Origin of the sequence: Micromonospora sp. NPDC050784 (assembly GCF_044456765.1) — a bacterium.
In the GTDB taxonomy this organism is placed as follows: Bacteria; Actinomycetota; Actinomycetes; order Mycobacteriales; family Micromonosporaceae; genus Micromonospora; species Micromonospora foliorum.
The window spans coordinates 19695-44575 of record NZ_JBITGG010000027.1; the positions used below are offsets into that span (position 1 = coordinate 19695).

At 73.2% G+C, this 24881-nt stretch carries 25 protein-coding genes; 12 read left to right on the forward strand and 13 right to left on the reverse strand.

What is annotated here, in order from left to right; translation table 11 throughout:
• Positions 1-70: 70 nt before the first annotated feature.
• The 5 genes from ACIBD9_RS28635 to ACIBD9_RS28655 all read left to right on the forward strand — a co-directional run bounded on the left by ACIBD9_RS28635 (position 71) and on the right by ACIBD9_RS28655 (position 4796).
• Positions 71-1756 carry an ABC-F family ATP-binding cassette domain-containing protein gene (locus ACIBD9_RS28635; RefSeq protein ID WP_396722299.1) on the forward strand — a complete coding sequence of 562 codons (1686 nt, stop codon included), beginning with the start codon at positions 71-73 and terminating at the stop codon, positions 1754-1756.
• Between the two features lie 30 nt (positions 1757-1786).
• Positions 1787-2281, forward strand: a complete 495-nt coding sequence (locus ACIBD9_RS28640; RefSeq protein WP_396722301.1) for a GNAT family N-acetyltransferase — start codon at positions 1787-1789, stop codon at positions 2279-2281.
• A 102-nt stretch (positions 2282-2383) separates the two neighbouring features.
• Positions 2384-2809 (forward strand): Hsp20/alpha crystallin family protein, encoded by a 426-nt coding sequence (locus ACIBD9_RS28645; protein WP_396722303.1) that lies wholly within the window; start codon positions 2384-2386, stop codon positions 2807-2809.
• A 71-nt stretch (positions 2810-2880) separates the two neighbouring features.
• Positions 2881-3879: a tyrosine-type recombinase/integrase gene (locus tag ACIBD9_RS28650; RefSeq protein ID WP_396722304.1), complete on the forward strand. Its 999-nt coding sequence runs from the start codon at positions 2881-2883 to the stop codon at positions 3877-3879.
• A gap of 71 nt (positions 3880-3950) precedes the next feature.
• On the forward strand, positions 3951-4796 hold the full coding sequence (locus ACIBD9_RS28655; protein ID WP_396722306.1) for an LLM class flavin-dependent oxidoreductase: 846 nt from the start codon (positions 3951-3953) through the stop codon (positions 4794-4796).
• A 79-nt stretch (positions 4797-4875) separates the two neighbouring features.
• On the opposite strand, the gene ACIBD9_RS28660 is transcribed toward ACIBD9_RS28655, so the two are convergent.
• Together ACIBD9_RS28660 and ACIBD9_RS28665 are read right to left on the reverse strand one after the other, a co-directional pair.
• On the reverse strand, positions 4876-5967 hold the full coding sequence (locus ACIBD9_RS28660) for a PQQ-binding-like beta-propeller repeat protein (RefSeq protein WP_396722308.1): 1092 nt from the start codon (positions 5965-5967) through the stop codon (positions 4876-4878).
• Positions 5968-5998: 31 nt separating this feature from the next.
• On the reverse strand, positions 5999-7702 hold the full coding sequence (locus ACIBD9_RS28665; protein ID WP_396722310.1) for an acyl-CoA dehydrogenase family protein: 1704 nt from the start codon (positions 7700-7702) through the stop codon (positions 5999-6001).
• A 146-nt stretch (positions 7703-7848) separates the two neighbouring features.
• Here ACIBD9_RS28665 and ACIBD9_RS28670 point away from each other — a divergent pair, with 146 nt between their 5' ends.
• Both ACIBD9_RS28670 and ACIBD9_RS28675 read left to right on the forward strand, forming a co-directional pair.
• The gene (locus tag ACIBD9_RS28670; RefSeq protein WP_387166650.1) at positions 7849-8307 is read left to right on the forward strand and encodes a hypothetical protein; all 459 of its coding nucleotides are present in this window, start codon (positions 7849-7851) and stop codon (positions 8305-8307) included.
• Complete coding sequence (locus ACIBD9_RS28675; protein WP_396722312.1) at positions 8294-9514, forward strand: low temperature requirement protein A; 1221 nt, start codon at positions 8294-8296, stop codon at positions 9512-9514. Before ACIBD9_RS28670 ends, ACIBD9_RS28675 begins: the two co-directional genes overlap by 14 nt.
• On the opposite strand, the gene ACIBD9_RS28680 is transcribed toward ACIBD9_RS28675, so the two are convergent.
• The 7 genes from ACIBD9_RS28680 to ACIBD9_RS28710 all read right to left on the reverse strand — a co-directional run bounded on the left by ACIBD9_RS28680 (position 9481) and on the right by ACIBD9_RS28710 (position 16987).
• Entirely contained in the window at positions 9481-10197 is a 717-nt protein-coding gene (locus ACIBD9_RS28680) for a thymidine kinase (protein WP_396722314.1), read from the reverse strand. The genes ACIBD9_RS28675 and ACIBD9_RS28680 overlap by 34 nt on opposite strands.
• Positions 10198-10253: 56 nt before the next feature.
• Positions 10254-11648: an MFS transporter gene (locus ACIBD9_RS28685; protein WP_396722316.1), complete on the reverse strand. Its 1395-nt coding sequence runs from the start codon at positions 11646-11648 to the stop codon at positions 10254-10256.
• Positions 11649-11665: 17 nt separating this feature from the next.
• Positions 11666-12433 (reverse strand): glycerophosphodiester phosphodiesterase, encoded by a 768-nt coding sequence (locus ACIBD9_RS28690; protein ID WP_396722319.1) that lies wholly within the window; start codon positions 12431-12433, stop codon positions 11666-11668.
• A gap of 80 nt (positions 12434-12513) precedes the next feature.
• Positions 12514-13716, reverse strand: a complete 1203-nt coding sequence (locus ACIBD9_RS28695) for a serine hydrolase domain-containing protein (protein WP_396722321.1) — start codon at positions 13714-13716, stop codon at positions 12514-12516.
• Positions 13717-13868: 152 nt separating this feature from the next.
• Entirely contained in the window at positions 13869-14513 is a 645-nt protein-coding gene (locus ACIBD9_RS28700) for a response regulator (protein ID WP_396722411.1), read from the reverse strand.
• 2 nt (positions 14514-14515) lie between these two features.
• The gene (locus tag ACIBD9_RS28705) at positions 14516-15844 is read right to left on the reverse strand and encodes a sensor domain-containing protein (RefSeq protein WP_396722323.1); all 1329 of its coding nucleotides are present in this window, start codon (positions 15842-15844) and stop codon (positions 14516-14518) included.
• 369 nt (positions 15845-16213) lie between these two features.
• Entirely contained in the window at positions 16214-16987 is a 774-nt protein-coding gene (locus tag ACIBD9_RS28710; protein WP_396722325.1) for a lysophospholipid acyltransferase family protein, read from the reverse strand.
• Positions 16988-17138: 151 nt separating this feature from the next.
• Here ACIBD9_RS28710 and ACIBD9_RS28715 point away from each other — a divergent pair, with 151 nt between their 5' ends.
• The 3 genes from ACIBD9_RS28715 to eis all read left to right on the forward strand — a co-directional run bounded on the left by ACIBD9_RS28715 (position 17139) and on the right by eis (position 20942).
• The gene (locus ACIBD9_RS28715; RefSeq protein WP_396722328.1) at positions 17139-18554 is read left to right on the forward strand and encodes a cytochrome ubiquinol oxidase subunit I; all 1416 of its coding nucleotides are present in this window, start codon (positions 17139-17141) and stop codon (positions 18552-18554) included.
• Positions 18555-18568: 14 nt separating this feature from the next.
• A complete protein-coding gene (cydB, locus tag ACIBD9_RS28720; RefSeq protein WP_396722329.1) occupies positions 18569-19567 on the forward strand; it encodes a cytochrome d ubiquinol oxidase subunit II in 999 nt (332 codons plus the stop codon).
• Positions 19568-19751: 184 nt separating this feature from the next.
• Positions 19752-20942, forward strand: a complete 1191-nt coding sequence (gene eis / locus ACIBD9_RS28725) for an enhanced intracellular survival protein Eis (protein WP_396722331.1) — start codon at positions 19752-19754, stop codon at positions 20940-20942.
• On the opposite strand, the gene ACIBD9_RS28730 is transcribed toward eis, so the two are convergent.
• On the reverse strand, positions 20933-21400 hold the full coding sequence (locus ACIBD9_RS28730) for a MarR family winged helix-turn-helix transcriptional regulator (RefSeq protein ID WP_396722334.1): 468 nt from the start codon (positions 21398-21400) through the stop codon (positions 20933-20935). The two genes, eis and ACIBD9_RS28730, sit on opposite strands and share 10 nt — an antisense overlap.
• Positions 21401-21496: 96 nt before the next feature.
• On the opposite strand from ACIBD9_RS28730, the gene ACIBD9_RS28735 reads away from it, so the two are divergent.
• On the forward strand, positions 21497-21949 hold the full coding sequence (locus tag ACIBD9_RS28735; RefSeq protein WP_396722337.1) for a MarR family winged helix-turn-helix transcriptional regulator: 453 nt from the start codon (positions 21497-21499) through the stop codon (positions 21947-21949).
• A gap of 6 nt (positions 21950-21955) precedes the next feature.
• Here ACIBD9_RS28735 and ACIBD9_RS28740 read toward each other — a convergent pair whose 3' ends face one another.
• From ACIBD9_RS28740 to ACIBD9_RS28750, 3 genes are all read right to left on the reverse strand, one after another.
• The gene (locus ACIBD9_RS28740; RefSeq protein ID WP_396722339.1) at positions 21956-22639 is read right to left on the reverse strand and encodes a hypothetical protein; all 684 of its coding nucleotides are present in this window, start codon (positions 22637-22639) and stop codon (positions 21956-21958) included.
• Positions 22640-22722: 83 nt separating this feature from the next.
• Positions 22723-23184: a peroxiredoxin gene (locus tag ACIBD9_RS28745; RefSeq protein ID WP_396722341.1), complete on the reverse strand. Its 462-nt coding sequence runs from the start codon at positions 23182-23184 to the stop codon at positions 22723-22725.
• Positions 23185-23229: 45 nt separating this feature from the next.
• On the reverse strand, positions 23230-24063 hold the full coding sequence (locus ACIBD9_RS28750) for a patatin-like phospholipase family protein (protein ID WP_396722342.1): 834 nt from the start codon (positions 24061-24063) through the stop codon (positions 23230-23232).
• Between the two features lie 87 nt (positions 24064-24150).
• Between ACIBD9_RS28750 and ACIBD9_RS28755 the strand changes: the two genes are divergently transcribed.
• On the forward strand, positions 24151-24879 hold the full coding sequence (locus ACIBD9_RS28755; RefSeq protein ID WP_387166683.1) for an SDR family oxidoreductase: 729 nt from the start codon (positions 24151-24153) through the stop codon (positions 24877-24879).
• The last annotated feature ends 2 nt before the right edge of the window (positions 24880-24881 follow it).

Sequence of the window (24881 nt, forward strand, 5' to 3'; positions counted from 1 at the left end):
CTCGCCGTCCCGGTTCCCGCCGGGCGGCCGTTAGCTGCTGCCCGGCTCCATCGCGAGCTGCGGAGCACCGTTGAACCTCACCCCGAACCCCGAAACCATGTCCCGGCCCGTCGAGGCCGGCAGCGCACACGTGCGCGCCACCGACGTCACCGTGACCCGCGGGTCCCGTCGCGTCCTGACCGGCGTCTCGGTCACCGTCTCCGCCCGGTCGCGGGTGGCGGTCGTCGGCGAGAACGGTCGCGGCAAGACGACGCTGCTGCACGTCCTCGCCGGGCTGATCACGCCGGACGACGGCACCGTGCAGCGGGCCGGCACGATCGGCCTGGCCCGCCAGGAACTGCCCGCCCGCGACGGCGAGACGGTCGGCACCCTCACGTCCGAGGCGCTGGCCGCGTCGCTTGCCGCCCTCGCCGCGCTGGACGAGGCGACCCTCGCCCTGACCGCTGGCGATCCGAGCGCCGCGGACCGCTACGCCACCGCGCTCGACGCGGCCACCCGGCTCGACGCCTGGGACGCCGAACGCCGCGTCGACGTGGCACTGGAGGCCCTTGACGCCTGCACCGACCGCGACCGTCCCCTGACGACGTTGTCGGTGGGGCAGCGCTACCGGGTGCGGCTGGCGTGCCTGCTGGGCGCGCGGCACGACGTACTTCTGCTCGACGAGCCGACCAACCACCTCGACGCCGACGGCCTGGACTTCCTGACCCGCCGGCTACGCCAGCACGACGGCGGTCTCGCGATCGTCAGCCACGACCGCGCGCTGCTGCGCGACATCGCCGACCGGTTCCTCGACCTCGACCCCACCCACGACGCAAAGGCGCGGCTCTACGCCGGCGGTTACGACGCCTGGCAGGACGCGCGGCGCCGGGAGCGGGAGCACTGGGAGCAGGAGTACGAGCAGCAGCAGGCCGAGCATCGACGGCTACAGGACGCGGTGTCGAAGGCCCGCGACCGGCTCTCCACCGGCTGGCGGCCGGACAAGGGGACCGGCAAGCACCAACGCCAGTCCCGCGCGCCGGGCGTCGTGCAGGCCCTGAACCGGCAGCAGGACGCGCTCCAGGCACACCGGATCGACGTACCGAAACCGCCACCGACGCTGCGGCTGCCCGACCTCGCCGTACGGCCGGGCGCGCCGCAGGTACGCGCGCAGGGCGTCGCCGTCGACGGGCGGCTCGCCGGTCCGGTCGACCTCACCATCGACGGCAGCGACCGGCTGCTCGTCACCGGACCCAACGGTGCCGGGAAGTCCACGCTGCTCGCGGTGCTGGCCGGAGCGCTCGAACCCACCGACGGGTACGCCTGGACGGCGGGGGAGGCCCGGGTCGCCCGGCTCACGCAGGAGACCGCCGGGCAGGCCCCCGACCTCACCGCCGACGAGGTGTACGCCCGCCACGTGGGAGGCCTGGTGTCGCGGGAGGTGCTGCCCGCCGCCGAGGCCGTGTCGCTCGGATCGCTCGGGCTGCTGGACTCCGCCGCGACGCGTACGCCCGTCGGGCGGATGTCGCAGGGGCAGCAGCGCCGTCTCGACCTGGCGCTGGTGCTGGCCGGGCGGCCCACGCTGATCCTGCTCGACGAGCCGACCAACCACCTGTCGTCGACCCTGGCCGACGAGCTGACCGCCGCGATCCGCGCCACGAGCGCCGCCGTCGTCGTCGCCACCCACGACCGGCAGTTGCTGCGGGACCTGGCCGACTGGCCGCTGCTGCGCATCGGCGAGCCCTCGGGACCGGGTGCGCGAACCCGGGCGACCGGGTAAAGCCGTTGACCGGGCGGTGATGATCAACAGGTGACCACTACCGCCCGGCCCACCTGGACGACCAGCACCAGCCGGCCCGACCACCCCGACGCGGTGCTCCTGCTACGCGAGTACATGAACGAGATGGTGGTCCGCTACCACCGTCGCCCGGCCCTGCCCGGCGAGGTCGACGCCGCCCTGGCCGAGATGCCCAGCGACGACTTGACCGAACCGAGCGGGCTGCTCCTGCTCAGCCACCACGGCCCCGACCTGGCCGGCTGCGCCGGACTGCGCTGGCGACCCGGCTGGGCCGAGCTGACCCGGGTGTTCCTCCGCCCCGAGCATCGCGGCGCCGGCGGGGGTGCCGTCCTACTGGCTGCCGTCGAGGAGCGGGCCCGCGCGGCCGGAGCGGACCGGATCCGGCTCGACACCCGGCACGACCTGGTCGAGGCCCGCGCCCTGTACGCCCGGCACGGCTACGTCGAGATCCCCGCGTACTCACAGGGCCCCTACGCCGACCACTGGTTTGAGAAACGGCTGCACTGAGCAGTTGACGCCGGCGGACGGACGCGCTAAATAAGAAGAGGAAGTTGAGTCACCCCGACTCAACCCATCACCTTCGGCCAGGAGAACCGAGGAGGCATGACGATGTTGATGCGTACCGACCCGTTCCGCGAGATCGACCGGCTCGCCGAGCAGTTCTTCGGTACGGCGGCCCGTCCCGCGACGATGCACCTGGACGCCTACCGCGACGGCGACCACTTCTACGCCGCGTTCGACCTGCCCGGCGTCGATCCGGACAGCATCGACTGCACCGTCGAGCGCAACGTACTCACCGTCCGCGCCGAGCGTCGCCGGCCCGCTGGCGACGGCGTCGAACTGGTCGCCGCCGAACGCCCGATGGGCACCTTCACCCGGCAGCTGTTCCTCGGCGACACGCTGGACACCGACAAGTTGGAGGCCGGCTACGAGAACGGGGTGCTGACGCTGCGCATCCCGGTCGCCGAGCGCGCCAAGCCCCGCCGGGTGACCATCCAGTCCAACGGCGCCGCCCGCCGAGAGATCAACGCCTGATCCGACACGGTGACGGGTGGGACCGGCGCGCCTGCACGCCGATCCCACCCGAGGCTGAGAGCCTTTTTCACATGGTGTTCTCCGACGCTCCGGTGCTCGCCCGCCCGTCCGCGCCACCGGCGTTGCCGAGCGGGCCGGTCGAGGTCACCGAGGCGTGGCTGCGCAACCGGCGGCTGTCCGAGCACACCCGCGACGCCTACCGACGCGACGTCACCGGCTGGCTCAACTGGTGCGCCGGCCGTGACCTGGACCCGCTGCGGGCCACGTTCCTGCACGTCAACGAGTACGCCCGCGTCCTGGAGAGCAGCGTCGGCGCCCGCAGCGGTCGCCCACTGACCCCGGCGACCGTCGCACGCCGACTCTCGGCGCTGTCCAGTTGGTACGACTTCCTCGTCAAACTGGGCGCTGTGCCGGCCAACCCGGTCTCCGGCGCCGACCGCCCCCGCGTCGACCGGGACCACTCCGCCACCGTCGGGCTCACCCCCGAGGAGGTGGACGCCCTGCTCAGCGCCGCCGACGCGGACACCGGCGCGACCGCCGTACGCAACCGGGCGGCGCTCGCGCTGCTCGCCGACCTGGGTCTGCGGGTCGGGGAGCTGATCTCGCTGGACCTGACCGACCTCGGCACCGAACGCGGCCACCGCAGCGTTCGCTTCGTCGGCAAGGGCGGCAAACAACGTCGCCGCGCCCTCACCCCCGGCACCGGGTACGCCCTGGACGCCTACCTGGCCCAGCGGGCCGCCACCACCGGGGTGCCGGTGCCGCAGCTCACCGGCCCGCTGCTGGTCACCGCCAGCGGCGCCCGGCTGGACCGGCACTCGGTGTTCCGGATGGTCCGTCGGCTCGCCCGCGCCGCCGGCATCCCGGCCTGGGCGAAGCTGTCCCCCCACTCGCTGCGGCACGCCTTCGCCACCACGGCCCGCTCGGAGGGCGTGCCGTTGGAGGACGTGCAGGACGCCATGGGGCACGCCGACCCGCGCACCACCCGCCGCTACGACCGGGACCGGCACAACCTCGACCGCGACCCGGCCTACGCGGTGTGGGCGGCCCGCTCGCGTCGTCGCGGCTGAGCAGCGCGTGCGCGTCGGCCCCGCGACACTCACCGCGACCGAGTGTCGGGCCCCCGTCCTACGGTCCGGGGATGAGACACGGTCTGGAGATTTCCTGCGGCGGGGCGACGGTTGCGGTGTCCACCCTGGTCGAGCTGGGTGAGTTGGCCGAACGCGCCGGCTGGGACGGTGTGTTCCTGGAGGACTATCTGATCCACTACTCCGGCGACGAGCCGTTCACCTACGACCCGTGGCTGGTCCTCGCCGCGATCGCCGGGCGCACCGACCGGGTGCGACTTGGCACCACGGTCACCGCCCTGCCCCGGCGTCGCCCGGCGAAGTTGGCGCGGGAGGTGCTCACCCTCGACCACCTCAGCGCGGGCCGGGCCACCGTGGCGGTCGGTGTCGGCGACCCCGGCGACCGGGGCCTGGCCGCCTTCGGCGAACAGACCGAGGTGTCCGTGCGGGCCGCGATGCTCGACGAGGGTCTCGACCTGCTGACCGGGCTGCTCAGCGGGGAGCCGGTCAGCCACCGGGGCACCCACTACCGCGCCGACGGGGTGGCGCTGCGACCTGCGCCGGTGCAGTCACCACGGGTGCCGGTGTGGGTCGGCGGCAGCACCCAGGCCGGGGCGGTGCGCCGACGGGCGGCCCGCGCCGACGGCATCGTGCCGTACAAGCTCACCGACACCGACGGGTGGTCCGACTTCACCCCGGACGAGGTTCACGACCTGACGAACGCCCTGCCATCGACGCGCGCCGACGGTCAGCCGTTCGACGTGGCGGTCGGCGGCCGGCGGCGCCGCTCCGACGAACACACCGAACGGGCCTACCTCGGTGAGCTGGCCGCCGCCGGCGCCACCTGGTGGCTGGAGTTCGTCCCGGCCGGCGATCCGGCGACGATGCGCGCCGCCGTTGCCCGAGGCCCCCTGCGCTGACCCGGGTTCAGGGGGCGTCGAGGGGCCAGAACGTCACGCGGGCCGTGCCGTCGCGGCAGACCAGGCCGGCGCCGACCCGTCAGCAGTCGGTCAGCCCCGCCGGAAGCACCCCGGACACCCGACGACCGTCACGTCCCACCGTGGCGACCAGGGAGCGCTTGCCGTCCGCCGCCGTCCCCAGCACCACCAGGGGTTCCGCGGCGACCCGTGGGCCCGCCACGGTGCGCCAGCGCGCCCCGGCCGGCCACGTCCACACCCGTGCCCCGGTGCCCGCGTCGATCGCCCAGCGCCCCTGCTCGTCCTGGCCGCAGATCAGGCCCTGGCAGGGCCGCAGGGTCAACTCACCCGGTGGCGCCGGCGCCTGCCAGCGCGGTGCCAGCCCGGGCAGGTCGTACCCGGTCAGCGCCACCGCGCCGCCGCTCGGGTGACGCAGCACCAGGTGGCCGCCGACGACCTGCGGGTTGTCCGGGCCGTAGTCGGCCGGCGGAAGCTGTCCCCGCCCGCGCTCGGTGCCGTCGCGGGCGTCGAGCAGCCGGGCCAGCCCGTCGTCCTGCACCAGCAGCACCCGCCCGGGCAGCGCCCGCAGCACCGCCGTGGAGGGCAGCGGAACCGACCACCGGGTCGCGCCGGTGGCCGGGTCGACGCCGTGCACCGTGCCCTCGACCCGCCGTCCCGGTTCGGAGGCGCTGCGCACCTCGCTCACCGCGACCGCCGCGTTCCCGGCCGCGTACACCCGCTCGGGTCGCCGCCACACCGGCTGGCCGGTACGCATCGACCGCGCGGTGGTCACGCGCGCCCCGCGCGCCTGGTCGCGTTCGACCAACAGCAGCAGGTCGCCGGCCACCTCGGCGGACCACCCGGAGGCGGGCGGCACCGGCACCTGCCACCGCGGAGGGCCGGCCGGCGCGGCCGAGTCGTACGCGCTCAGCGTCGGCGGGGTCGGGTCGGGGTCGACGACCAGCAGCAGCGGCCCCGCGCCGAGCACTGTCGCCCGGGCGGGCACCGCCGGCCCGACCTGGGGCGTCAGGCGCGCGGCCGGGGCGGCACCGCCGAGCAGCGCACAGACCGCCACCAGCACCGCCACCCACCAGCGGCGGGACACCTGCGGCGGTGGCCGTCGCTCGTCCAGGGGCGCGCCCCGGTCGTCACCCAGCTCGATCAGCACCGACATGGGCGCCCACCCGTCCGCTCGCGTCGGCCGTTCAGCAGAGCAGGTCGAGGTGGTGGTGGGCGTCCTCGGCGATCTCCTCGTGCCGCAGCCAGCGGCGCGCCCACAGCCGGGCGGCCAACTCCGCCTGCTCGTCACCCCACGCGGCGTGCTCGACGAGCAACGCGGTGGTCAGCGCGTACGCCAGGCGCAACGCCAGACCACGGGCGCCCGCGAGCACCGTCGGCGCACCCGGGTCGAGGGTCACCGCGCTGATGGTCTCCGCCAACTGCGCGGCGGCGGTGGCCAGGGTGTCGGCCAGCACCGGCGACAGCGGCCGCGCCAGGTCGACGGCGGCGGCGAGCCGGCTCAGCAGCGGCGCCCCGGCGTCCTCCCGGGTCAGCGCGCGCAGCACGTCCAGGGCCAGCACATTGGTGGTGCCCTCCCAGATCGGCAGCACCTGGGCGTCGCGCAACAGCCGGGGCACGCCGGTGTCCTCCACGTAGCCGGCCCCGCCGAAGCTCTCCACGTACTCGCTGGCGGAGCTGACGGCGAGCCGACCGGTGGCCAGCTTCGCCAACGGCGCCACGATGCGCAGCTCCGCCGCGGCCTCCGGGTCGGCGCCGACCTCCACCCGACCGAGCAGGGCGAAGGCGTGCCCGGCGAGGGCGAACGCGCCCGCCGCGTCGACCGCGAGGGTGCCCAGGGTGGCCCGGTGCAGCGGCGAGGACACCAGCGGGCCGCCGGCGACGTGCCGCACCTCCGCGTACGCGCGGGCGTAGGCCAGACCCCGTCGCATTCCACCGGCCGCCGCCGCCGCGTTGTGCACCCGGGTCACCACGACCAGGGTCATCGCCCGGACGAGACCGGGCACCGCCGGGTCACCCAGCGGAAGGGCGTACGCGTCGCGCAGGCCGATCTCGGCGGTGGGCAGCGCCCGGGTGCCGAGCTTGTCCTTGAGGCGGTGCACGGTGACACCCGGTGCGGGTGCGCCCGGCGCCGCGCCGTCGGCCAGCGGTGAGTCGACCGCGTACCGGGGAACGAGGAACGGCGCGAGCACCCGGCTGCCCCGCCCGGCGCCCTCCGGCCGGGCCAGCGCCACCGCCATCGCCGCGTCGGCGGCGGAGCAGAACCACTTCTCCCCGGTCAGCCGCCAGGAACCGTCCGCGGCGGGTCGGCCGAGCGTGCTGGAACGGCCCAGGTCGGAACCGCCCTGCGACTCGGTCATCCACTGCCCGCTGGTGATCGCCGTGGCCGGGTCCGTGGAGATCAGCCGGGGCAGCCACGCGTCGCGGACCGTGGCGTCGACGTCGGGCATGCTGAGCAGCGCCGCCGCCCCGTCGGCCATCGCCACCGGGCAGGAGAACGTCGCCGACTCCGGCCCGTACAGGTGCAGCAGGGCGTGTTGCACGACCCGCGCGGCGGCGCCCCAGGTGCCCCGGGCGTCCGGCAGGTAGGGCAGCGCGACCACGGCGTGTCGGGCGGCGGCGGCGCGCTGCGCCTGCCAGCCGGCGGAGGTGTCGATGCGGTCGATCCGGGCACCCCACGGGTCGTAGCGGACCAGCGTCGGCGGGTGCGCCTCCGCGTCGGCGTGCGCCGCACGCAGCGGCCCGGTGACGTCGGCCGCCAGGTCGGCGAGACGGCCCTTCGCGGCGGCGTGCCCGCCCGGGCCGAGGTGACGCTCCAGCCAGGACCGCAGCAGGCCATCGCCGGCGTACGGGTCGACGGGGGGTGGTACCGGCTGCACGAAGCGGCTCATCGATCGACTCCTGGCACTGCTCGGGGGTGTGCGCCGACGGTAGACGATGCGGGGCCACCGCGAACAGGGCACACCCGCCCATCGGGCGCACCCAGTTTCCGGCTTGTCGCCCGTCGGAGCGAGCGTGTTCTCTACGGTCGGTAGTCGTGGGTGCGGGCCAGCCGTGGAGCCGACCGGCCCGACGGCACCGCCCGATGCGCACCGGGTTGGCGTTCGCCGGGTTCGGCGTGGCGCTGTGCTGCGTGGGGGTGGCCGGGCTGGGCGCCTGGAACCTGCAGACCGTCCGGCAGGCCGCCGGACCGATCCGGGAGACCGCCGACGGTTTCCTCAACGAGGTGACCCTCGGCGACAGCGACCGGGCGTACGAGCGGCTCTGCGAGGACGCGCGCAGCCGGTGGAGCGCGATCGGCTTCACCAGTTGGGTGCGGACGCCGCCGATGGTCACCGACTACGAGATCACCGACGTGTCGGTCGCCACCCGCAGCGGACGACCGCACGGCACGGTGACCGTGAAGGTGACCCGCGACGGCGGGCTCAGCGAGGAACGTCGCCTGCCGGTCGTCCGCGAGGACGGAAACTGGCGGGTGTGCGGTGACCCCTTCTGAGGCCCCGGTCGTCCGTCCGAAGCGGCCCTGGTTGCTGCGCGAGCGTCGGGGGGTGGAGCCCACCACGTCGATGGAGCTCTTCTTCGACCTGGTCTTCATCTTCACCACCACCCAGTTGGCGCACTATCTGATCGCGCACCCGGACTGGCGTGGCGCCGGGCGCACCGCGCTCCTGCTGGCGCTGGTCTGGTTCGTGTGGATCTACACGGCCTGGGGGACGAACTGGCTGCGACCCGACCAGGCACCGGTGAGGGCCCTGCTGATCACGCTGATGCTGGGCAGTCTGCTCCTCTCGGCGGCGATCCCCGAGGCGTTCGCCGGCGCCGGGCTGGTCTTCGCGCTGGTCTACGTGACGTTGCAGGTGGGCCGCACCGGGTTCGCGATCTGGGCGGTGCAGGGCCAGCCGTGGCTGGTCGACGGGTTCCAGAAGACGCTGCCGTGGTTCGTCGGAACATCGCTGCTCGTGGTGCTCGGCGCCGTGGTCGGTGGCGCCTTCCAGGAGGCGCTGTGGGCGGCGGCGATCGTGATCGAGGTGATCGGCCTGTCGGCCGGGTTCCCGGTGCCCGGTCTGGGCCGTAGCCCCGCCGAGCGGTGGATGGTGGAGGGTGGGCACCTGGCGGAGCGGTGCCAGGCGTTCATCCTCATCGCCCTGGGTGAGTCGATCCTCGTCACCGGGAACACACTCGCGCAGCACCTGGACCTGAGGATGGTCGGTGCGTTCGTGCTGGCGTTCGCCGGTTCGGTGGCGTTGTGGTGGGTGTACTTCGCCCGGTCGGCCCCGGCCGCAGCGGAGGTCATCGCGCGCGCCGGTGAGCGCACCGGCGCGTTGGGCCGGCTGGCGTTCAACTACCTGCATCCCGTGATGGTGGCCGGCATCATCGTCACCTCGGCGGGCGACGAGCTGCTCCTGCGCGAACCCGGTGCCCCCGCCGGCACGGTCGCCGCGCTGTTCACCCTGGGCGGCCCGGCGCTGTTCCTGGCCGGGCACGCCGGGTACAAGGCGGTGCTGTGGCGGACCCTGCCGACCAGCCGGATCGCGGCGGTGCTGCTGTTGCTGGCCTTGATCCCGTTGTGTGTCGGGCTGGGAGTGCCGGTGGCGGCGTGCGCCACGGTGGCGGTGGCGGTGACGGTCGCCGTGATCCTGGCCGACCGGGTGACCCGGGAACGGGCGTCTCAGTCGCGGGGGCCGAGGTCGCCGCTGCGGTAGTGCCGGCGGCAGAGCACCTGGTAGCGCACCTCGGCGGTGTCGACGGTGTCGCCGATGACGACCTGGGCGCCCTCGCGGACGACCCGCCCGTCGACGACGCGGGCGTTGAGCAGCCCTTCGCGGCCGCACCAGCAGAGCACCTCGACCTGGATGCGGGCCACCTCGTCGGCCAGCTCGAACAGGCGTTGCGCGGCGGGGAACAGCCGCGACCGGAAGTCGGTGGCCAGGCCGAACGCGAACACGTCGACGTCGTAGCTGTCCACCAGCTCGGCCATCTGCTCGACGTGCTCGACGGTGTAGAAGCACGCCTCGTCGCAGATCAGGTAGTCGACGCGTACCCCGTCGGCCCACCGGCCGCGCACCAGGGCCCGCAGGTCCAGGTCGTCGGTGACCTCGATGGCCTCGTGGGCCAGGCCGATACGGGTGGTGACCTGCGGTCCCAGCGACCGGTCGATACGGGTGGTGACCAGCCCGCGCCGGCCCTGCCGGGCGTGGTTGTAGTTCATCTGCAACGCCATCGTGGACTTGCCGCAGTCCATCGGCCCCCAGAAGAACTTCAACGCCGCCGCGTGCACCGGACGCCCGTCGAGCCCGCGCGCGGCCGCGCACCCGGCCGGGGCGTGTGGCTGGCCGGGGAACGGGTGGGCCAGGCAGGTGGGTGCGGCGGGGGCGTCGTCAGTCACGGTCGGGCAGCCTAGCCGATCGACCGCCCCTGATCTGCCTGGTCCGGGACCCGTGCTCAGAGCACCCGGGGTGGCGTGTTACCCGCGGCCACGATGGCACGGCGGATCGGCACGGCGGCCAGGAGCAGGAACCCGACCACGAAGAAGATCAGCAGTGAGACCAGGCCCACCCGGTACGAGGCGGTGAGTTGGAACACCAGGCCGAAGGCGAGCGGGCCGAGCCAGCTGGTGCCCTTGTCGCTGATCTCGTAGAAGCCGTAGTACTCGCCCTCCTTGCCGGCCGGTATGAGCTGGCTGAACAGCGACCGGCTCAGCGCCTGGCTGCCGCCGAGAACCAGGCCGATGGCCGCGCCGAGGACCATGAACGGCACCGGCGCCTCGGCCGGCAGCCGGAACGCGCCGATGATCACGCCGGTCCAGAGCACCAGGCTGAGCAGCACGGTCTTCCAGGCGCCGATGCGCCGGGCCAACGCGCCGAGGCTCAACGCGCCCCCGAAGGCGAGGAACTGCACCAGCAGGATGGTGATGATCAGGGTGCTCTGTTCCAGGCGCAGTTCCTCGGTGCCGTACTGGCTGGCCAGGGTGATGACGGTCTGGATGCCGTCGTTGTAGACCAGGAACGCCAGCAGGAAGAACAGCGTCAACGGGTACGCCTTGATCTCCCGCAGGGTGCGGCCCAGCTGCCGGAACCCGTCGGTGAGCACGTTGCCCTGCCGGGCCAGTGCCACCGCCGCGCTGGGGCGTTCCCGCAGCCAACGCAGTGGCACGAGGGTGAACACCGCCCACCACACCCCGGCGGAGACGATCGACCAGCGGGCCAGGTCCAGGGTGCGCTGCGGGTTGTCGTCCTCGCTGAACAGGGTGACCGCGACCAGGTTGAACGCCAGCAGGAGACCGCCGCCCAGGTAGCCCAGCGCCCAGCCGCGGCTGGAGATGCCGTCACGTTCGTCCGGGCCGCCGAGCTGCGGCAGGAACGAGTTGTAGACCACGAGGGCCGCGCCGAAGGAGATGTTGGCGATCAGGAAGAGTGCCCCGCCGAGCAGGTAACGGTCTCCGGTGACGAAGACCATCGCGATGGTCGCGCCGGCGCCGGTGAACGCGGCCCCGCCGAGCAGCCGCTTCTTGTGCGCCGACCGGTCGGCGATCGCCCCGATCACCGGCAGCACGAACACGGTGAGGAACACCGACAGCGAGATCAGGTACGGGTAGTAGGAACCGGCCGCCACCCGGATGCCCAGCGGGTGCACGTACCCGTCGCAGGTGTCCGCGCCCAACTCGCAACCGGCGGCCAGCTCGGCGACCGTGGTGATGAACGGGCCCAGGAACACCGTGATGACCGTGGTCTGGAACGCCGAGTTGGCCCAGTCGTAGATGTACCAGCCGCGCCGCTCCCGGCGAGTGCTCGCCGGAGGCGGGGTGTCGTCCACCGTGGGGGTCACGGTCTCGGCCATCGGGGGTCCTTCGACGCTCAGGCGGCCCAGTGGCCGCGGCTGCGGTAGACGTCGCGCAGCACGCCGACGTGATCGGTCATGATGCCATCCACGCCACGATCCAGTAACTCGTGCATCTGGGCTGGTTCGTCGATCGTCCAGACGTGCACCTGCAGGCCGATGCGGTGGCAGTAGTCGAGGAACCGGCGGTCCACCACCGGCACCCGCCCGTAGCGCGGCGGCACCTGCGCGGCGACCACCGACGGCGGCAGCCGCAGCGGACGCCCGTGCAGGGACGCCAGCCGCAGCCGGGCGACGCCGCGCATGCCCAGGCTGGTGGCGACCCGTCCCTCGGTGAGCGCCCGCAGCCGGGTCAGCCGGGCGTCGCTGAACGAGGCGAGCAGCACCCGGTCGGCGGCGCCGACCCGGGTCACGGTCGCGACCGTCGGCTCGACGCCGCCGTCGGCCTTCACGTCGATGTTGAAGCGGACCTGCGGCCACGCGCCCAACACCTCGTCGAGCCGGGGTACGACGGCAGCGCCGCCGACGCGTACCGAGGCGAGGTCGGCCCAGCTCATCTCGGCGATGCGCCCCGCCTCACCGGTGACCCGGTGCAGCGTCGGGTCGTGGAAGATCACTGCCACGCCGTCCGCGGTGGCGTGCACGTCGGTCTCCACGTACCGGTAACCCAGCCCGATGGCCCGGGCGAACGCCTCGGTGGTGTTCTCGTCGCCCTCGGCGGCGCCGCCACGGTGGGCGAACGCCAGCGGCGCGGGTGCGTCGAGGTAGGCGAATCGGGTCAACACGCGACGCAGTATGCCCGCGGTTGATGGCCGGCGGGTGGCCGGGCGGCGTCTGTCGCCCGCTCGCGCCGCCGCGATGACCGTCAGCCGCAGATCAGGTCGTCCAGCAGTGTCATCTGCCGTTCGATGATCGCCACTGCCGGGCCCGGGTCGGCCAGCTCGCTGGCCAGATACAGGACCGTCGAGCGGCGCCCGTCCAGGCTGACGGCGGCGAGGGTGCTCATCCCGGGCATGGAGCCGACGTGCGCCCAGGAGCCGCCGCACCGGTTGGGTATCCACATGATGCCCAGCCCGTAACGGATGCCTGGCCGGATTCCCTGGAACCCGTCGGCCAGCACGGTGTGCTGCAGTTCGGCCACCTGTGCGGGTCGCAGTAGCTGACCGCGACCGACCGCCTGCCAGAAGCGGACCAGGTCGGTGGGGGTGCTGACCAGGCCGCCAGCCGAGGCCGTCACGGTCGGATTGAACACGGTCGTGTCGACCATCGGCCCGCCGGGTGCGAACTGCCGGTACCCGTTGGCGTGCGGCCGAGGCAGGGTCGGCTGGTCACCTGGGTAGAACGTGTGGGTCAGGCCCAGCGGCCGCAGGATCCGCGACCGCACCTCGGCATCCCAGCGATGCCCGGTAACGCGTTCGATGAGCATCCCGGCCAGCAGGTAGTTGGTGTTCGAGTAGCTCCAGCCGGTGCCGGCGACGAACAGCGGCGAGTGCCGCATCGCGGTCGACACCTGCTGCGCCTCGCTGTAGTGGTCGAAGCGGTGCGCCAGGAACCCGTCGGCCGACTGCAGGGCGACGAGGTCGCCGGTGGCGTCGTAGAGGCCGCTGGTGTGCTGCAAGACCTGGCGGATGCTGACGTTCCGGCCGTCGTTGCCACTGCCGGTGACGATGCCGGGCAGCCAGCGTTCGATCGGGTCGTCCAACCGGATCCGGCCCTCGCCGACGAGTTGGAGCACCACCACCGACACGAACGTCTTCGTGGTGCTGCCGATCCGGAAGTACCCGTCGAACGGCACCGGCGCGCCGGTGACCAGATCGGCCACGCCGCTGCGCGCCACGGTCACCCGGCCTCCGTCGCGGACCAGTCCCTGCGTCCCGGACACGCCCAGGCCGTGCAGTTCATCCAGGCCCTCCTGGAGCACCGTGGCGATGGACCGGTGATCCGGGTTGGGGGGCGCCGTCGACCCGGACGCCGGGCCGACCGTGGTGGCCAGCACTGCCGCGACGGTCGCGGCCGCCACGACGCCGCGCCATCGCACCGCCTGCCGCACTGCGAAAACTACGCTCACATCAACGCTCCCGTCTGGATGACGACCATGCCCCGAAACGGTACGAAGATCTTCGATGTCCGCACCAACCGGAAAACCTCAGAATTGGTGTGGGGGTTAGCCCCCAGCACCGGAGAAGGAGAGCTTCGGCGTTGGCGCGTGTCGGCGCGGACCTACGGACTCAGGTATCGCAGGACCGCGAGGACGCGGCGGTTGTCGGCCTCGTCCTGGGGCAGCCCCAGTTTGTCGAAGATGCTCGCGACGTGTTTCTCCACGGTTCCGCCACTCACCACGAGCGCGTCGGCGACGCCGGCGTTCGAGCGCCCCTCGGCCATCAGCGCGAGCACGTGGCGCTCGCGCGGGGTCAGTGCCGCCACGCCGTCGGCGCGGCGGCTGACGCGCAGCAGTTGACCGACGACCTCCGGGTCGAGCGCCGTGCCACCGGTGGCCACCCGCTGCAGCGCGTCGGCGAACTCCGCGACGTCGGCCACCCGCTCCTTCAGTAGGTACCCGACGCCCGCCGCGTTGCCCTCCAGTAGTCGGGCCGTATACCTGGTCTCGATGTACTGCGACAGCACCAGCACCCCTGTGCGGGGGTACCGGCGGCGGATTTCGAGTGCGGCGCGCAGCCCTTCGTCGGTGTGCGTCGGCGGCATCCGGATGTCGGCCACCACGACGTCGGGCTGGTGCTCGGTCACCGCGGCCAGCAGTATGTCGCCATCGCCCACGGCGGCGCACACCTGATGGCCGTGGTCCTCGATCAGGCGGGCAAGCCCCGCCCGGAACAGGGCCGCGTCCTCGGCGATCACGACGCGCACACTCATGCGCGCAGCGGAAGCTCGACGGTGACCGTCGTCGGGCCACCGGGCGGGCTCGCGATGGTGAGCGCCCCGTCGACCACGGCGACCCGCTGCGCCAACCCGGACAGGCCGGTGCCCCGGGTCGGATCGGCGCCGCCCGTGCCGTCGTCGGCGACGCTGAGCCGCAGCACTTCCCGCCCCCCGGCCACCCGGATGACGATGGTGTTCGCGAAGCTGTGCTTGGCGGCGTTGGCCAGCAGTTCTGCGGCGCAGAAGTACGCGATGGTCTCGATCGCGGGGGTGGGCCGAACCGGGATGCCGATCTCCAGCTCGACCGGGATCGCACCGTCGGCGGCCAGCGAGGCGAGGGCGTCGGCCAGCCCGTTGTCGAGCACCGGCGGGTGGATCCCGCGGGTCAGGCTGCGCAGTTCACCGAGCGCGTCCTTCGCGCCGCGCAGCGCGGCGTCGACCAACTCGCGGACGGCGGCGGCGTCCGCGACCTCGTCGCCGTCACCGAGCTTGCGGCGGGCCATGCCGAGGTTCATGGCCAGGGTGGCCAGCCGGATCTGCGCGCCGTCGTGCAGGTTGCGTTCGAGCCGGCGCAGCAGGGCGGCGGAGTCGTCCACGGCCGACGCCCGGCTCAACTCCAGGTCGTGGACCCGCTGCGCCAGCCGCCCTGGCCCTAGCAGACCTCGGATCAGCCAGGCGTCGGCGGACGTGACGAGTCTGGTCACCCAGGGCGCGGCCAGCAGCATCGCCGCTCCCGCCGCGGCGGCGGCGAACGTGCCGCCGAGGGTCGCGACGCGGAAGGTGCCGTCGCCGAACAACCCGAACGGCGTGAACACCGGCACCGGGTCCAGCCGGGCTCCCGGCGGGTGGTTGCGGAAGGCCCCCCACAGGAGCGGGTAACTCAGGTTGACCAGCCCGCCGATCCAGAAGAACACCGCGTACAGCTCGATCAGGCTGACCGGCAGCTTGGCCAGCAGATACCCGATGACCCGCCAACCGGCCCCGTCGCGGAAGCCGGGCCGGGCCCGACCGGCATGGCTCGACCGCATCGGCGGCGGCGCCGCGACTCCGACCCCGAGCAGCCGAGTCGCGAGCGTGCGCTGCAGGGCGCCGAGCCTCCGGGCCGCCGTCGTCGACACCAGCAGCACGAGCAGCAGCCCCACGCTGACAACGGCGATGGCCACGTCGCTCGGGGCGGGGTTACCCCGCGCGTCGCTGCTGACCAACCAGCTCAGGTCCACTGCGGCAACGACGAGTGCCACCGGGTTGAGCACGAGAAACGGCAGCCCGGCGAGGCAGAACACCAACTCGCGGCCCGCGCGCTGGCTGAACGGGGCCACGCCCGCCGCGTGGGCGCCCCTCCACAGGCGCCTGCCCCGACTCTGGACGCCCGGCGGCGGGTCCGCGGTTGGCGTGCGCAGCGCAAGGCCCATGCCGTCATCCTCCTCCCCGCCCACCAAGCGCCTCTGCCCACGCGTCCCGCTTGGCCAGCAGCCAACCGCCGATGGCCGGTGCGAGCACGGCGTACGGGCACAGCACGCCGCGCCCGGCCCACGCTCGCTACGGAAGATCACGCTAGGCGCGCGGTTGTCCGGGCGGAAGCTGGCTGACAGCCGTCTCCCGCTGGGGGATTTCCCCCAGGCCGGCCGGCTGGGGTTACGCGAGCGGCTGGTGGTCCACCGGAACGGGAGTTGATCTCGACGCCGACCTCAGGCTGAGTGGCGGTGGTGAGTTCGGCTGGGGTCGGTGGGGCGGCCGGGGTCGACGTGGCGGGGCAGGTCCGGCTCGTCGGGGCGCAGCGGGGCCAGGGTGTCGGTGATCGCGTCGATGATCCGGCCGGTGGCCCGGCGGGCCGCGCCGGGGTTGGCGGCCGACGTCTCGCCCAGGTCGACGGGGGTGCCGAAGTGCACCCGGATCACCGGCCGACGCCACAGCGAGCGGGCGATGCCGCGCAGCATTCCGCGGGGCGCCTGGTAGGGCAGCACCTCGTGCGAGCCCCACTGGGCGACCGGGACAACCGGGGCACCGCAGGCCAGGGCGAGGCGGGCGGCGCCGGTCTTGCCGCGTTCGGGCCACAGGCCCGGGTCCAGGCCGATGCGCCCCTCGGGGTAGATGAGGATCACCGAGCCGCGGGCGACGGCCGTGGCGGCGTCATCGAGGGCCCGGTGCACGGCGCTGGTGCCCCGGTCGACCCGGATGTGCCCGGCGTGGCGCATGGCGGCGCCGAAGACCGGGACGCGGAACAGTCCGGCGGTCGCCATGATCCGCGGGGCGACGCCGCGGGCCCGGCAGGCGGCGGCCATGACCACCGGGTCGAACGGGCTGATGTGGTTGGCGGCGAGCACCAGCGGGCCGCGACGCAGGTGCGCCGGGACGTCGCCGGTGACCTCGAGGCGGGCGAGCAGGCCGACCAGGCCCCGCGCCAGCAGCAGGGCTGCGCGCCAGATCAGCGGCGGCTGCCAGGTGGTGTGTGCGGTGTTCATCAGCGCGCCATCGTCGCACGCGCCAGCGGTGCCGCGAGGGCGGGTCGGGTGATCAGGGTCATTGGTCCCGGGAGGGTGCGGGCCGGCCAACCATCTACGACGAGCAGTAGTATTTACTACGTCTCGTAGTATGGATGGTTGGGGGTTTCAGGTGGACGCGTTGGACGTTGCCCGCTGGCAGTTCGGTGTCACCACCGTCTACCACTTCCTCTTCGTACCGCTGACCATCGGCCTCTCCGTGCTGGTGGCCATCCTGCAGACGATGTGGCACCGCACCGGTAATGAGCGCTACCTCAAGCTCACCAAGTTCTACGGCAAGCTGTTCCTGATCAACTTTGCCATGGGTGTGGTCACCGGCATCGTGCAGGAGTTCCAGTTCGGCATGAACTGGAGCGACTACTCCCGCTTCGTCGGCGACGTCTTCGGCGCGCCCCTGGCCATCGAGGCGCTTGTCGCGTTCTTCCTCGAGTCCACCTTCATCGGCCTGTGGATCTTCGGCTGGGACCGGCTGCCCAAGCGGGCGCACCTGGCCAGCATCTGGGCCGCCGCGATCGGCACCAACCTCAGCGCGTACTTCATCCTCGCGGCGAACTCGTTCATGCAGAACCCGGTCGGCTACCGGATCAACCCGGACAGCGGGCGCGCCGAGTTGACCGACTTCCCGGCCGTGCTGACCAACAAGGTCGCCCTGATCACCTTCCCGCACACCCTGGCCGGCTCGTTCCTGGTCGCCGGGTCGCTGATCGTCGCGGTCGGCCTGTGGCACGTCATCCGCAACCGCGACTCCGCCGACACCGGCGCGTACCGCTTCGCCACCAAGTTCGGCTCCTGGGTGGTCCTGGTCGCCTCCGCCGCCGTGCTGTTCACCGGCGACATCCAGGGCAAGATCATGACGGACGTGCAGCCGATGAAGATGGCCGCCGCCGAGGGCCTCTACACCACCGAGAGCCCCGCCTCGTTCTCCGTGCTCACCATCGGCAGCCTGGACGGCACCCGCGAGGTGTTCGCCCTCAAGATCCCGTACCTGCTGTCGTACCTGGGCACCGGCGACCCGAACGGCACCGTGCACGGCATCAACGACCTGCAGGCCCAGTACGCCACCCAGTACGGCGCGGGCAGCTACACCCCGATCATCCCGGTCACCTACTGGAGCTTCCGCTTCATGATCGCCTTCGGGATGGCGGCCGGCGCGATCGCCCTGCTGGTGCTCTGGACCCAGCGCAAGGGCCGCACCCCGAGCAGCAAGTGGCTGCTGCGCGCCGGGCTGGCCATGCCGGTGCTGCCGTTGCTCGCCAACTCGTTCGGCTGGATCTTCACCGAGATGGGCCGCCAGCCGTGGATCGTCTTCGGCGAGATGCTCACCCGCAACGGGGTGTCCCGCAGCGTCTCGCTGACCGAGGTGCTCACCTCCTTCACCGCCTTCACGCTGATCTACGCCACCCTCGCCGTGATCGAGGTCAAGCTGCTGCTGCGCTACGCCAAGGCCGGCGTGCCCGACGTCAGCGAAGAGCATCCCATCGACGACACCCAAGACGACGCCGAGCGCCCGCTCGCCTTCGCCTACTGACCCCGGAGCCCATCGTGGAACTGACCACCATCTGGTTTCTCCTCGTCGCCGTGCTGTTCACCGGGTACTTCATCCTGGAGGGCTTCGACTTCGGCGTCGGCATGCTGCTGCCCGTGCTCGGCCGCGACGACCGGGAACGCCGCGTCCTGATCAACACGATCGGCCCGGTCTGGGACGGCAACGAGGTGTGGCTGATCACCGCCGGTGGCGCCATGTTCGCCGCGTTCCCCGAGTGGTACGCCACCCTCTTCTCCGGCTTCTACCTGCCGCTGCTGCTGATCCTGCTGGCCCTGATCGCCCGGGGAGTCGCCTTCGAGTACCGGCACAAGCGCCCCGAGGCGTCCTGGAAGCGCCGCTGGGACACCGCGATCGTGGTCGGCTCTCTGCTGCCGGCGATCCTGTGGGGCGTCGCCTTCGCCAACATCCTGCGCGGCGTGCCACTGGACGCCGACCACGAGTACGTCGGCGGCCTGCTGGACCTGCTCAACCCGTACGCCCTGCTGGGCGGCGCGACCACCCTGGCGCTGTTCCTCACCCACGGCGCGGTGTTCCTCGCCCTGAAGACCACCGGCGACATCCGCGAGCGCGCGGGCGCCCTCGCGGTGCGCCTGGGTGTCGGCGCCGCCGTGCTCGCGGTCGGGTTCCTGACCTGGACGCTGAGCATCCGCTCCAGCGCGGCCGCCGTCGTGCTCGCCGTCGGCGCGGCCCTCGCCCTGCTCGGTGGTCTGGCCGCCGCCCGGGTACGCCGGGAGGGCTGGGCGTTCACCGGCACCGCCGTGGCGATCGGCTTGGCCGTGGCGACCCTGTTCGCGGCGCTGTTCCCGAACGTGCTGCCCTCCACCCTGGACGCGGCCGGCACGCTGACGGCCACCAACGCCGCGTCCACCCCGTACACCCTGAAGATCATGACCTGGGTGGCGGTGATCTTCACTCCGGTGGTGCTGGCCTACCAGGGGTGGACGTACTGGGTGTTCCGCAAGCGCATCGGCGTCGCCAACATCCCGCAGCACTGACCGCCGGGGGCGTGCCGCGCGGCCAACCCCGTCGATCATGGACTTGTGGTGCCCAACTTGCGGTGCCGAGGGTCATTTGTCGCCCACCACAACTCCATGATCGGCGCGGGGTGGGCTGGGCCGGCTACCGCCCCCCGGCGATAAATCGGCTGTCGGTGCGGACCCGCCTCGCTACGGTGTGCCGATGCCCGCCACCGTGCACGTACGCGAACTCACCGCCGACGACCTCGACGCCGCCTGGGAGCTGGGACGGTTCGCGTTCGGCTCCGACCCGCAGCCCCCGGCCACGCCCGCGTCCGCGGCGGCGCCCGGCCGGACCCGTTACGGCGCGTTCGACGACGCCGGTCGGCTCGTCGGCAAGGCCGTCGACCTGCACCACGACCAGTGGTGGTCCGGGCGGGCGGTGCCGGCCGCCGACGTGGCCGGGGTGGCCGTGGCACCCGAGGCCCGTGGTCGGGGTGTGGCGCGCTCCCTGCTCACCGCGCTGCTGCGGGGCGCCCGCGACCGTGGGGCGGCGATCAGCGCGCTCTACCCGACCGTCGCCGCCCCCTACCGGGCCTGTGGGTGGGAGGCCGCCGGGGTGCTGCGCACCGTCGACCTCGCCACCGCCGCGCTGCCCCGGCACCGGCCCGCGTCGCACCTCACCGTCCGGGCCGCTACGCCCGCCGACCTGCCGGCCGTCGCCGACGTGTACGAGCGGGTCACCCGCCACCGCAACGGCATGCTGACCCGCCGGGGTGAGCTGTTCGACACCGCCGACCGGGGCCTGCCCGGCGACGGGGTCACCCTCGTCGAGGCCGACGGTGAGCTGGTCGGCTACGCCACCTGGCAGCGGGGCCGGGGCTACGGGGCCGACTCCGTGCTCACCGTCGACGAGGCCCTGGCCGTCACCGCCGAGGCCGCCCGGGAGCTCGTCGGGGTGCTCGGCAGTTGGGCCAGCGTCGCGCCTACGCTGCGGGTGTGCCCGCTCGACGGCGACGCCGTCAGCACCGTCCTGCCGTTGGAGTCCGCCCGTGACCACGAGCGGGACCTGTGGATGCACCGACCGGTCGACGTCGCCCGGGCGGTGAGCACGCGGGGGTGGCCCGCCCACGCCCGGGGCGCCGTCGACTTCCACCTGACGGACTCGCTCGCCGACTGGAACAGCGGCACCTGGCGGTTGGCTGTCGCCGACGGCGCCGCCGAACTGACCCGCGTCGACGGGGAGGCGGACCTGCGGTTGGACGTCCGCGGTTTCGCGCTGCTGTACGCCGGGGCGGCGCGGGCCCGGTCGGTCGCGCAGACCGGTCTGCTGCACTGTGCCGGTGACGCCGACCCGGCCGCTCTCGACCTGCTGGGCGTCGGAGGCCCGGCACAACTTCTCGACTACTTCTGACCGACCGGACCCCGCACGCGGGCCGCGGCCAGTTCGGCGTTCGCGCGCTGGGTCACCAGGGTGAGCGCCCGAGCGGCGGCGCTCGCCTCGTCGGTGGGGATGCCCGCGTAGAGGCGGGCGCTGATGTCCGCGACGGCGTCGGCGATGCGGGCCTGCACGGCGTGACCGGCGTCGGTGAGCCGCAACCGTGGCGCGCCGGCGTCGTGGTCGACCTGGGCGAGGTTCGCGTCGACGAGGGTGGCGAGCACCCGCTGCACCTCCGGTTCGTCGACCTTGAGCGTGCTGGTGATCCGCTGGGTGAGTGGCGCGGGTTCGACCGGGCCGTTGGCGAGGACGTTGAGGGCGACCACCTGCTTGAAATCGACGCCGAGGGGAGCGGTGGCCCGTTCGAGCAGGGCCCGGGTGGCGTAGTGGGCCTGGCCGATGACCTGGCCGTTGAGGGTGGGGACGGTGGACATGACGCCTCCTTCAATACGTTGGCTCAGCCAACGTTGGTCGCACCAACGTAACACCTAATCGTGGGTCGCGCCAACGATTCCTGATAGGCTGCGCCCATGGACCACGCAGCCCCGCAGTCACCCGCCGGGCTCAGCACCACAGCGAGCTGGCTGCTCAACCAGACCGCCAGTCACGCCACCCGTCTGCTCAGCGAGGGCTTCGCCGCGCACGACCTGCGCGGCTACCACTACCGGCTGCTCGCCACCCTGGCCGAGGACGGACCCGCGAGCCAGGCCGACCTCGGCCGGCGCTGCGGCATCGACCGCAGCGACGTGGTGGCCGCCATCAACGACCTGGCCGGCCGAGGGCTCGTGGTACGTGCCCCCGACCCGGCCGATCGCCGCCGCAACGTCATCAGCGCCACCGACGCCGGCGCCGACGAGGCCCGCCGGATGGGCGCGACCCTCGAACGCGTCCAGGACGACCTGCTCGCCCCGCTGTCCGCCAGCGAGCGCGAGCAGCTGATGCGACTGCTCACCCGACTGCTGGACCACCACAGCCGGCACTGACCCGCCTCAGCGGGCCTCGCGCAGCTCCGCCAACCGGGCCTCGATCTCGGCCAGCTCGGCGCGCAGCTTCTCGGCCTGCTGCTCCGCCTCGGCCCGCTCGGTGCCGAGGATCTGCTCCACCGCCTCCTGCACCCCCGGCACGTCGACCAACGCCACCATCTTCAACGCCTCCGCCGGCTTCACCACGTACGGCTTCGCGAGGGCCTTGCTGCCCTGCTGCGCCGCGACGGTCCACTCACCGTCGGCGTACGCCAGGGTGACGGTGAGACCGGCGGGGCCCTTGGGCTTGACGGCCTTGACCGCCCGCCGCGCCGGCGGCTTCTCCGTCTGCTCCACCTTCGGTTCCTCCTGTCGCTGCGCGGGCACCCGCGGCGTGTCCAACACGAACTCCGGCGCCGCCACCGCGGGCGGCTCGGGCTCGGGCTCCGGCTTCGGCTCCGCCACCCGACGAGTGACGCCCTTGGGCGCCACGGCCAGGTCGGCGGGGGAGAACGGCAGCTCGTCGCGGCCGAAGCGCACCACCACGAACTCGTCGGACACCTCGGGGTCGGTCAGCTCGATCACCTGACCGACCTGACCGGCGATCTGCCCCGCCGCCGCGGTGAACACCACCCGCGGCTTGCGCCCGGCCGCCAACGACTCCCGGATGCTCTGCACCTCGCTAGTGGACAAACCCTGGCCGGCATCCATCACAACCCTCTTCCGTACACCTGTTTGATTGCTGTCTTGATACCAGCCGGCTGCGACACCCGCCGCACGGGGTTCACGCCCGCTCAGCCGCCCAGTGCCCGCAGCGCCCGGTCCGCGTGCTCGTTCATGCTGACCTCGCTGTGGATCACCTCGATGACCCGCTGGTCGGTACCGATGACGAAGGTCATCCGCTTCATGCTCAACGGCCCCAACGGCACCCGCCGCTTGACCCCGAACTGCTGCGCCACCGCGCCGTCGGTGTCCGAGAGCAGCGGATAGTCGAAGCCGTGCAGTTTGGAGAACTCGGCCTGCTTCGCCACCGGGTCGCGGCTGATGCCCACCCGCGTCGCGCCCAGCGCGGTGAACTCCGCCGCGAGGTCGCGGAAGTGGCAGCTCTCCGCCGTGCACCCCCGGGTCATCGCCGCCGGGTAGAAGAACAGCACCACCGGCCCGGCCGCCAAAAACTCCGACAGCCGCCGCGGCGTGCCCGTCTCATCCGGCAGCTCGAAATCCCGCACCACGTCGCCGACACCCACACCCGCCACCGCGCACCTCCGTCGTCTGATCGACCGCGCGGTGAGCGTAAGCGATCACGCCCAGAGCGCCGCCACCTCGTCGGCCACCACGTCGGCCTGGGTCCGCCCGGCCCGCGCCGCGCCCGCCCGCCGCGCCGGGTCCAGCACGTTACGGCCGATCGCCGTGCGCGCCGCCGCGTCCGGCGTCAGCACCACCACCCGCGACCCGGCCGCCCGCAACGCGTCCACCTGCGCCGCCAGCCGTGGCATCGGCCCGAACGCCGCTGACGTCGGCGCGAGCACCAGCACCCTGCGCGCGTCCGCGGCCAGGTCCGCGTTCACCGTCGAGCGCATCCCACCGTCGACGAAACGGCGCGCGCCGATCGTCACCGGCGGCCACACCCCGGGCACCGCGCAACTCGCGCCGACCGCGTCCACCAGGGACACCCCGCTGTCGCGGTCGAACACCACGAACTCACCGGACGACGCGTCCACCGCCGTGACCAGCAGCCGCCGCCGCGGCCACTCCCGGTCCGGCAGCCGGGCCTCGATCACCGCACGCCGCGACGCCTCCGACGGGGTACGCGCCGCCACCGCCATCGCCCCGATCCGCGCCCGCGAGCGCACCGCGTCACGGGTCCGACCACCGGCCCAGATCAGCCGCGCCAGCGTCGCGAAGCCCAACCGTGCCGCCAGCTCACTCGACGGCGGCGCCAACTGCTCGGCGTAGAAACGCTCGACGGGCAACCCGGAGCACACCTGCGCGCCGACCACCGAACCCGCCGACGTGCCCACCACCAGATCCGCCTCGGTGACCGGCACGCCCCGCTCGACCAGCCCGGCCAGCAGCCCCAACTCCCAGGCCACCCCGGTCACCCCGCCACCGCCGAGCACCAACGCCCGCTGCATGTGACTCTCCTCTCGACGACCGCCCCGCGCCGGTCACGGTAGCGTCGGAACGACCAACGCGCAGCCGTCAGTTTCCCGGGAGGCACCGTGGCACCCGTCACCGTCATCACCGGCGGCGGCCGGGGCATCGGCGCGGCCACCGCCCGCCGGCTCGCCGCCGCCGGTCACCACGTCGCCCTGTGCTACCGCCGCGACGAGGCCGCCGCCACCGCTGTCCTGGCCGACCTGCGGGCCGCCGGCGCACAGGCCATCGCGGTACGCGCCGACACCACCGACCCCGAGCAGGTGCACGCCCTGTTCGACGCGGCCGCTCAGCTCGGCCCGCTCACCGGCCTGGTCAACAACGCCGGCGTCACCAGCCTCATCGGGCCCTTCACCGAGCTGCGCGTCGAGGACCTGCGCCGGGTCGTCGACGTCAACCTCGTCGGTTACGTCCTTTGCGCCCAGCAGGCCGCCCGGCGGCTCACCGACGGCGGGGCGATCGTCAACGTCTCGTCGGCGGCCGCGACCCTCGGCAGCCCGGGGGAGTACGTGCACTACGCCGCCGTGAAGGCCGCCACCGACACCCTCACCGTCGGCCTGGCCAAGGAACTCGCCCCGAAGGGCATCCGGGTCAACGCCGTGGCTCCCGGCATCGTGCGCACCGACATCCACGCCGACTCCGGGGTGCCCGACCGCGCCGAATCCGCCGTCGGTCGGATCCCGCTGGGCCGTGCCGGCGAACCCGACGAGATCGCCGCCGCCATCGCCTGGCTGCTCGGCCCGGACGCCTCGTACGCCACCGGGACCGTGCTGCGGGTCGCCGGCGGCCTCTGACC

Coding starts and splice junctions, on each gene's coding strand:
- ACIBD9_RS28645 (WP_396722303.1), top strand. CDS start 2,384: ATGTTGATGCGTACCGACCCGTTCCGCGAGATCGACCGGCTCGCCGAG.
- ACIBD9_RS28650 (WP_396722304.1), top strand. CDS start 2,881: ATGGTGTTCTCCGACGCTCCGGTGCTCGCCCGCCCGTCCGCGCCACCG.
- ACIBD9_RS28655 (WP_396722306.1), top strand. CDS start 3,951: ATGAGACACGGTCTGGAGATTTCCTGCGGCGGGGCGACGGTTGCGGTG.
- ACIBD9_RS28660 (WP_396722308.1), bottom strand. CDS start 5,967: ATGTCGGTGCTGATCGAGCTGGGTGACGACCGGGGCGCGCCCCTGGAC.
- ACIBD9_RS28665 (WP_396722310.1), bottom strand. CDS start 7,702: ATGAGCCGCTTCGTGCAGCCGGTACCACCCCCCGTCGACCCGTACGCC.
- ACIBD9_RS28685 (WP_396722316.1), bottom strand. CDS start 11,648: ATGGCCGAGACCGTGACCCCCACGGTGGACGACACCCCGCCTCCGGCG.
- ACIBD9_RS28710 (WP_396722325.1), bottom strand. CDS start 16,987: ATGAACACCGCACACACCACCTGGCAGCCGCCGCTGATCTGGCGCGCA.
- eis (WP_396722331.1), top strand. CDS start 19,752: ATGCCCGCCACCGTGCACGTACGCGAACTCACCGCCGACGACCTCGAC.
- ACIBD9_RS28730 (WP_396722334.1), bottom strand. CDS start 21,400: ATGTCCACCGTCCCCACCCTCAACGGCCAGGTCATCGGCCAGGCCCAC.
- ACIBD9_RS28735 (WP_396722337.1), top strand. CDS start 21,497: ATGGACCACGCAGCCCCGCAGTCACCCGCCGGGCTCAGCACCACAGCG.
- ACIBD9_RS28740 (WP_396722339.1), bottom strand. CDS start 22,639: ATGGATGCCGGCCAGGGTTTGTCCACTAGCGAGGTGCAGAGCATCCGG.
- ACIBD9_RS28750 (WP_396722342.1), bottom strand. CDS start 24,063: ATGCAGCGGGCGTTGGTGCTCGGCGGTGGCGGGGTGACCGGGGTGGCC.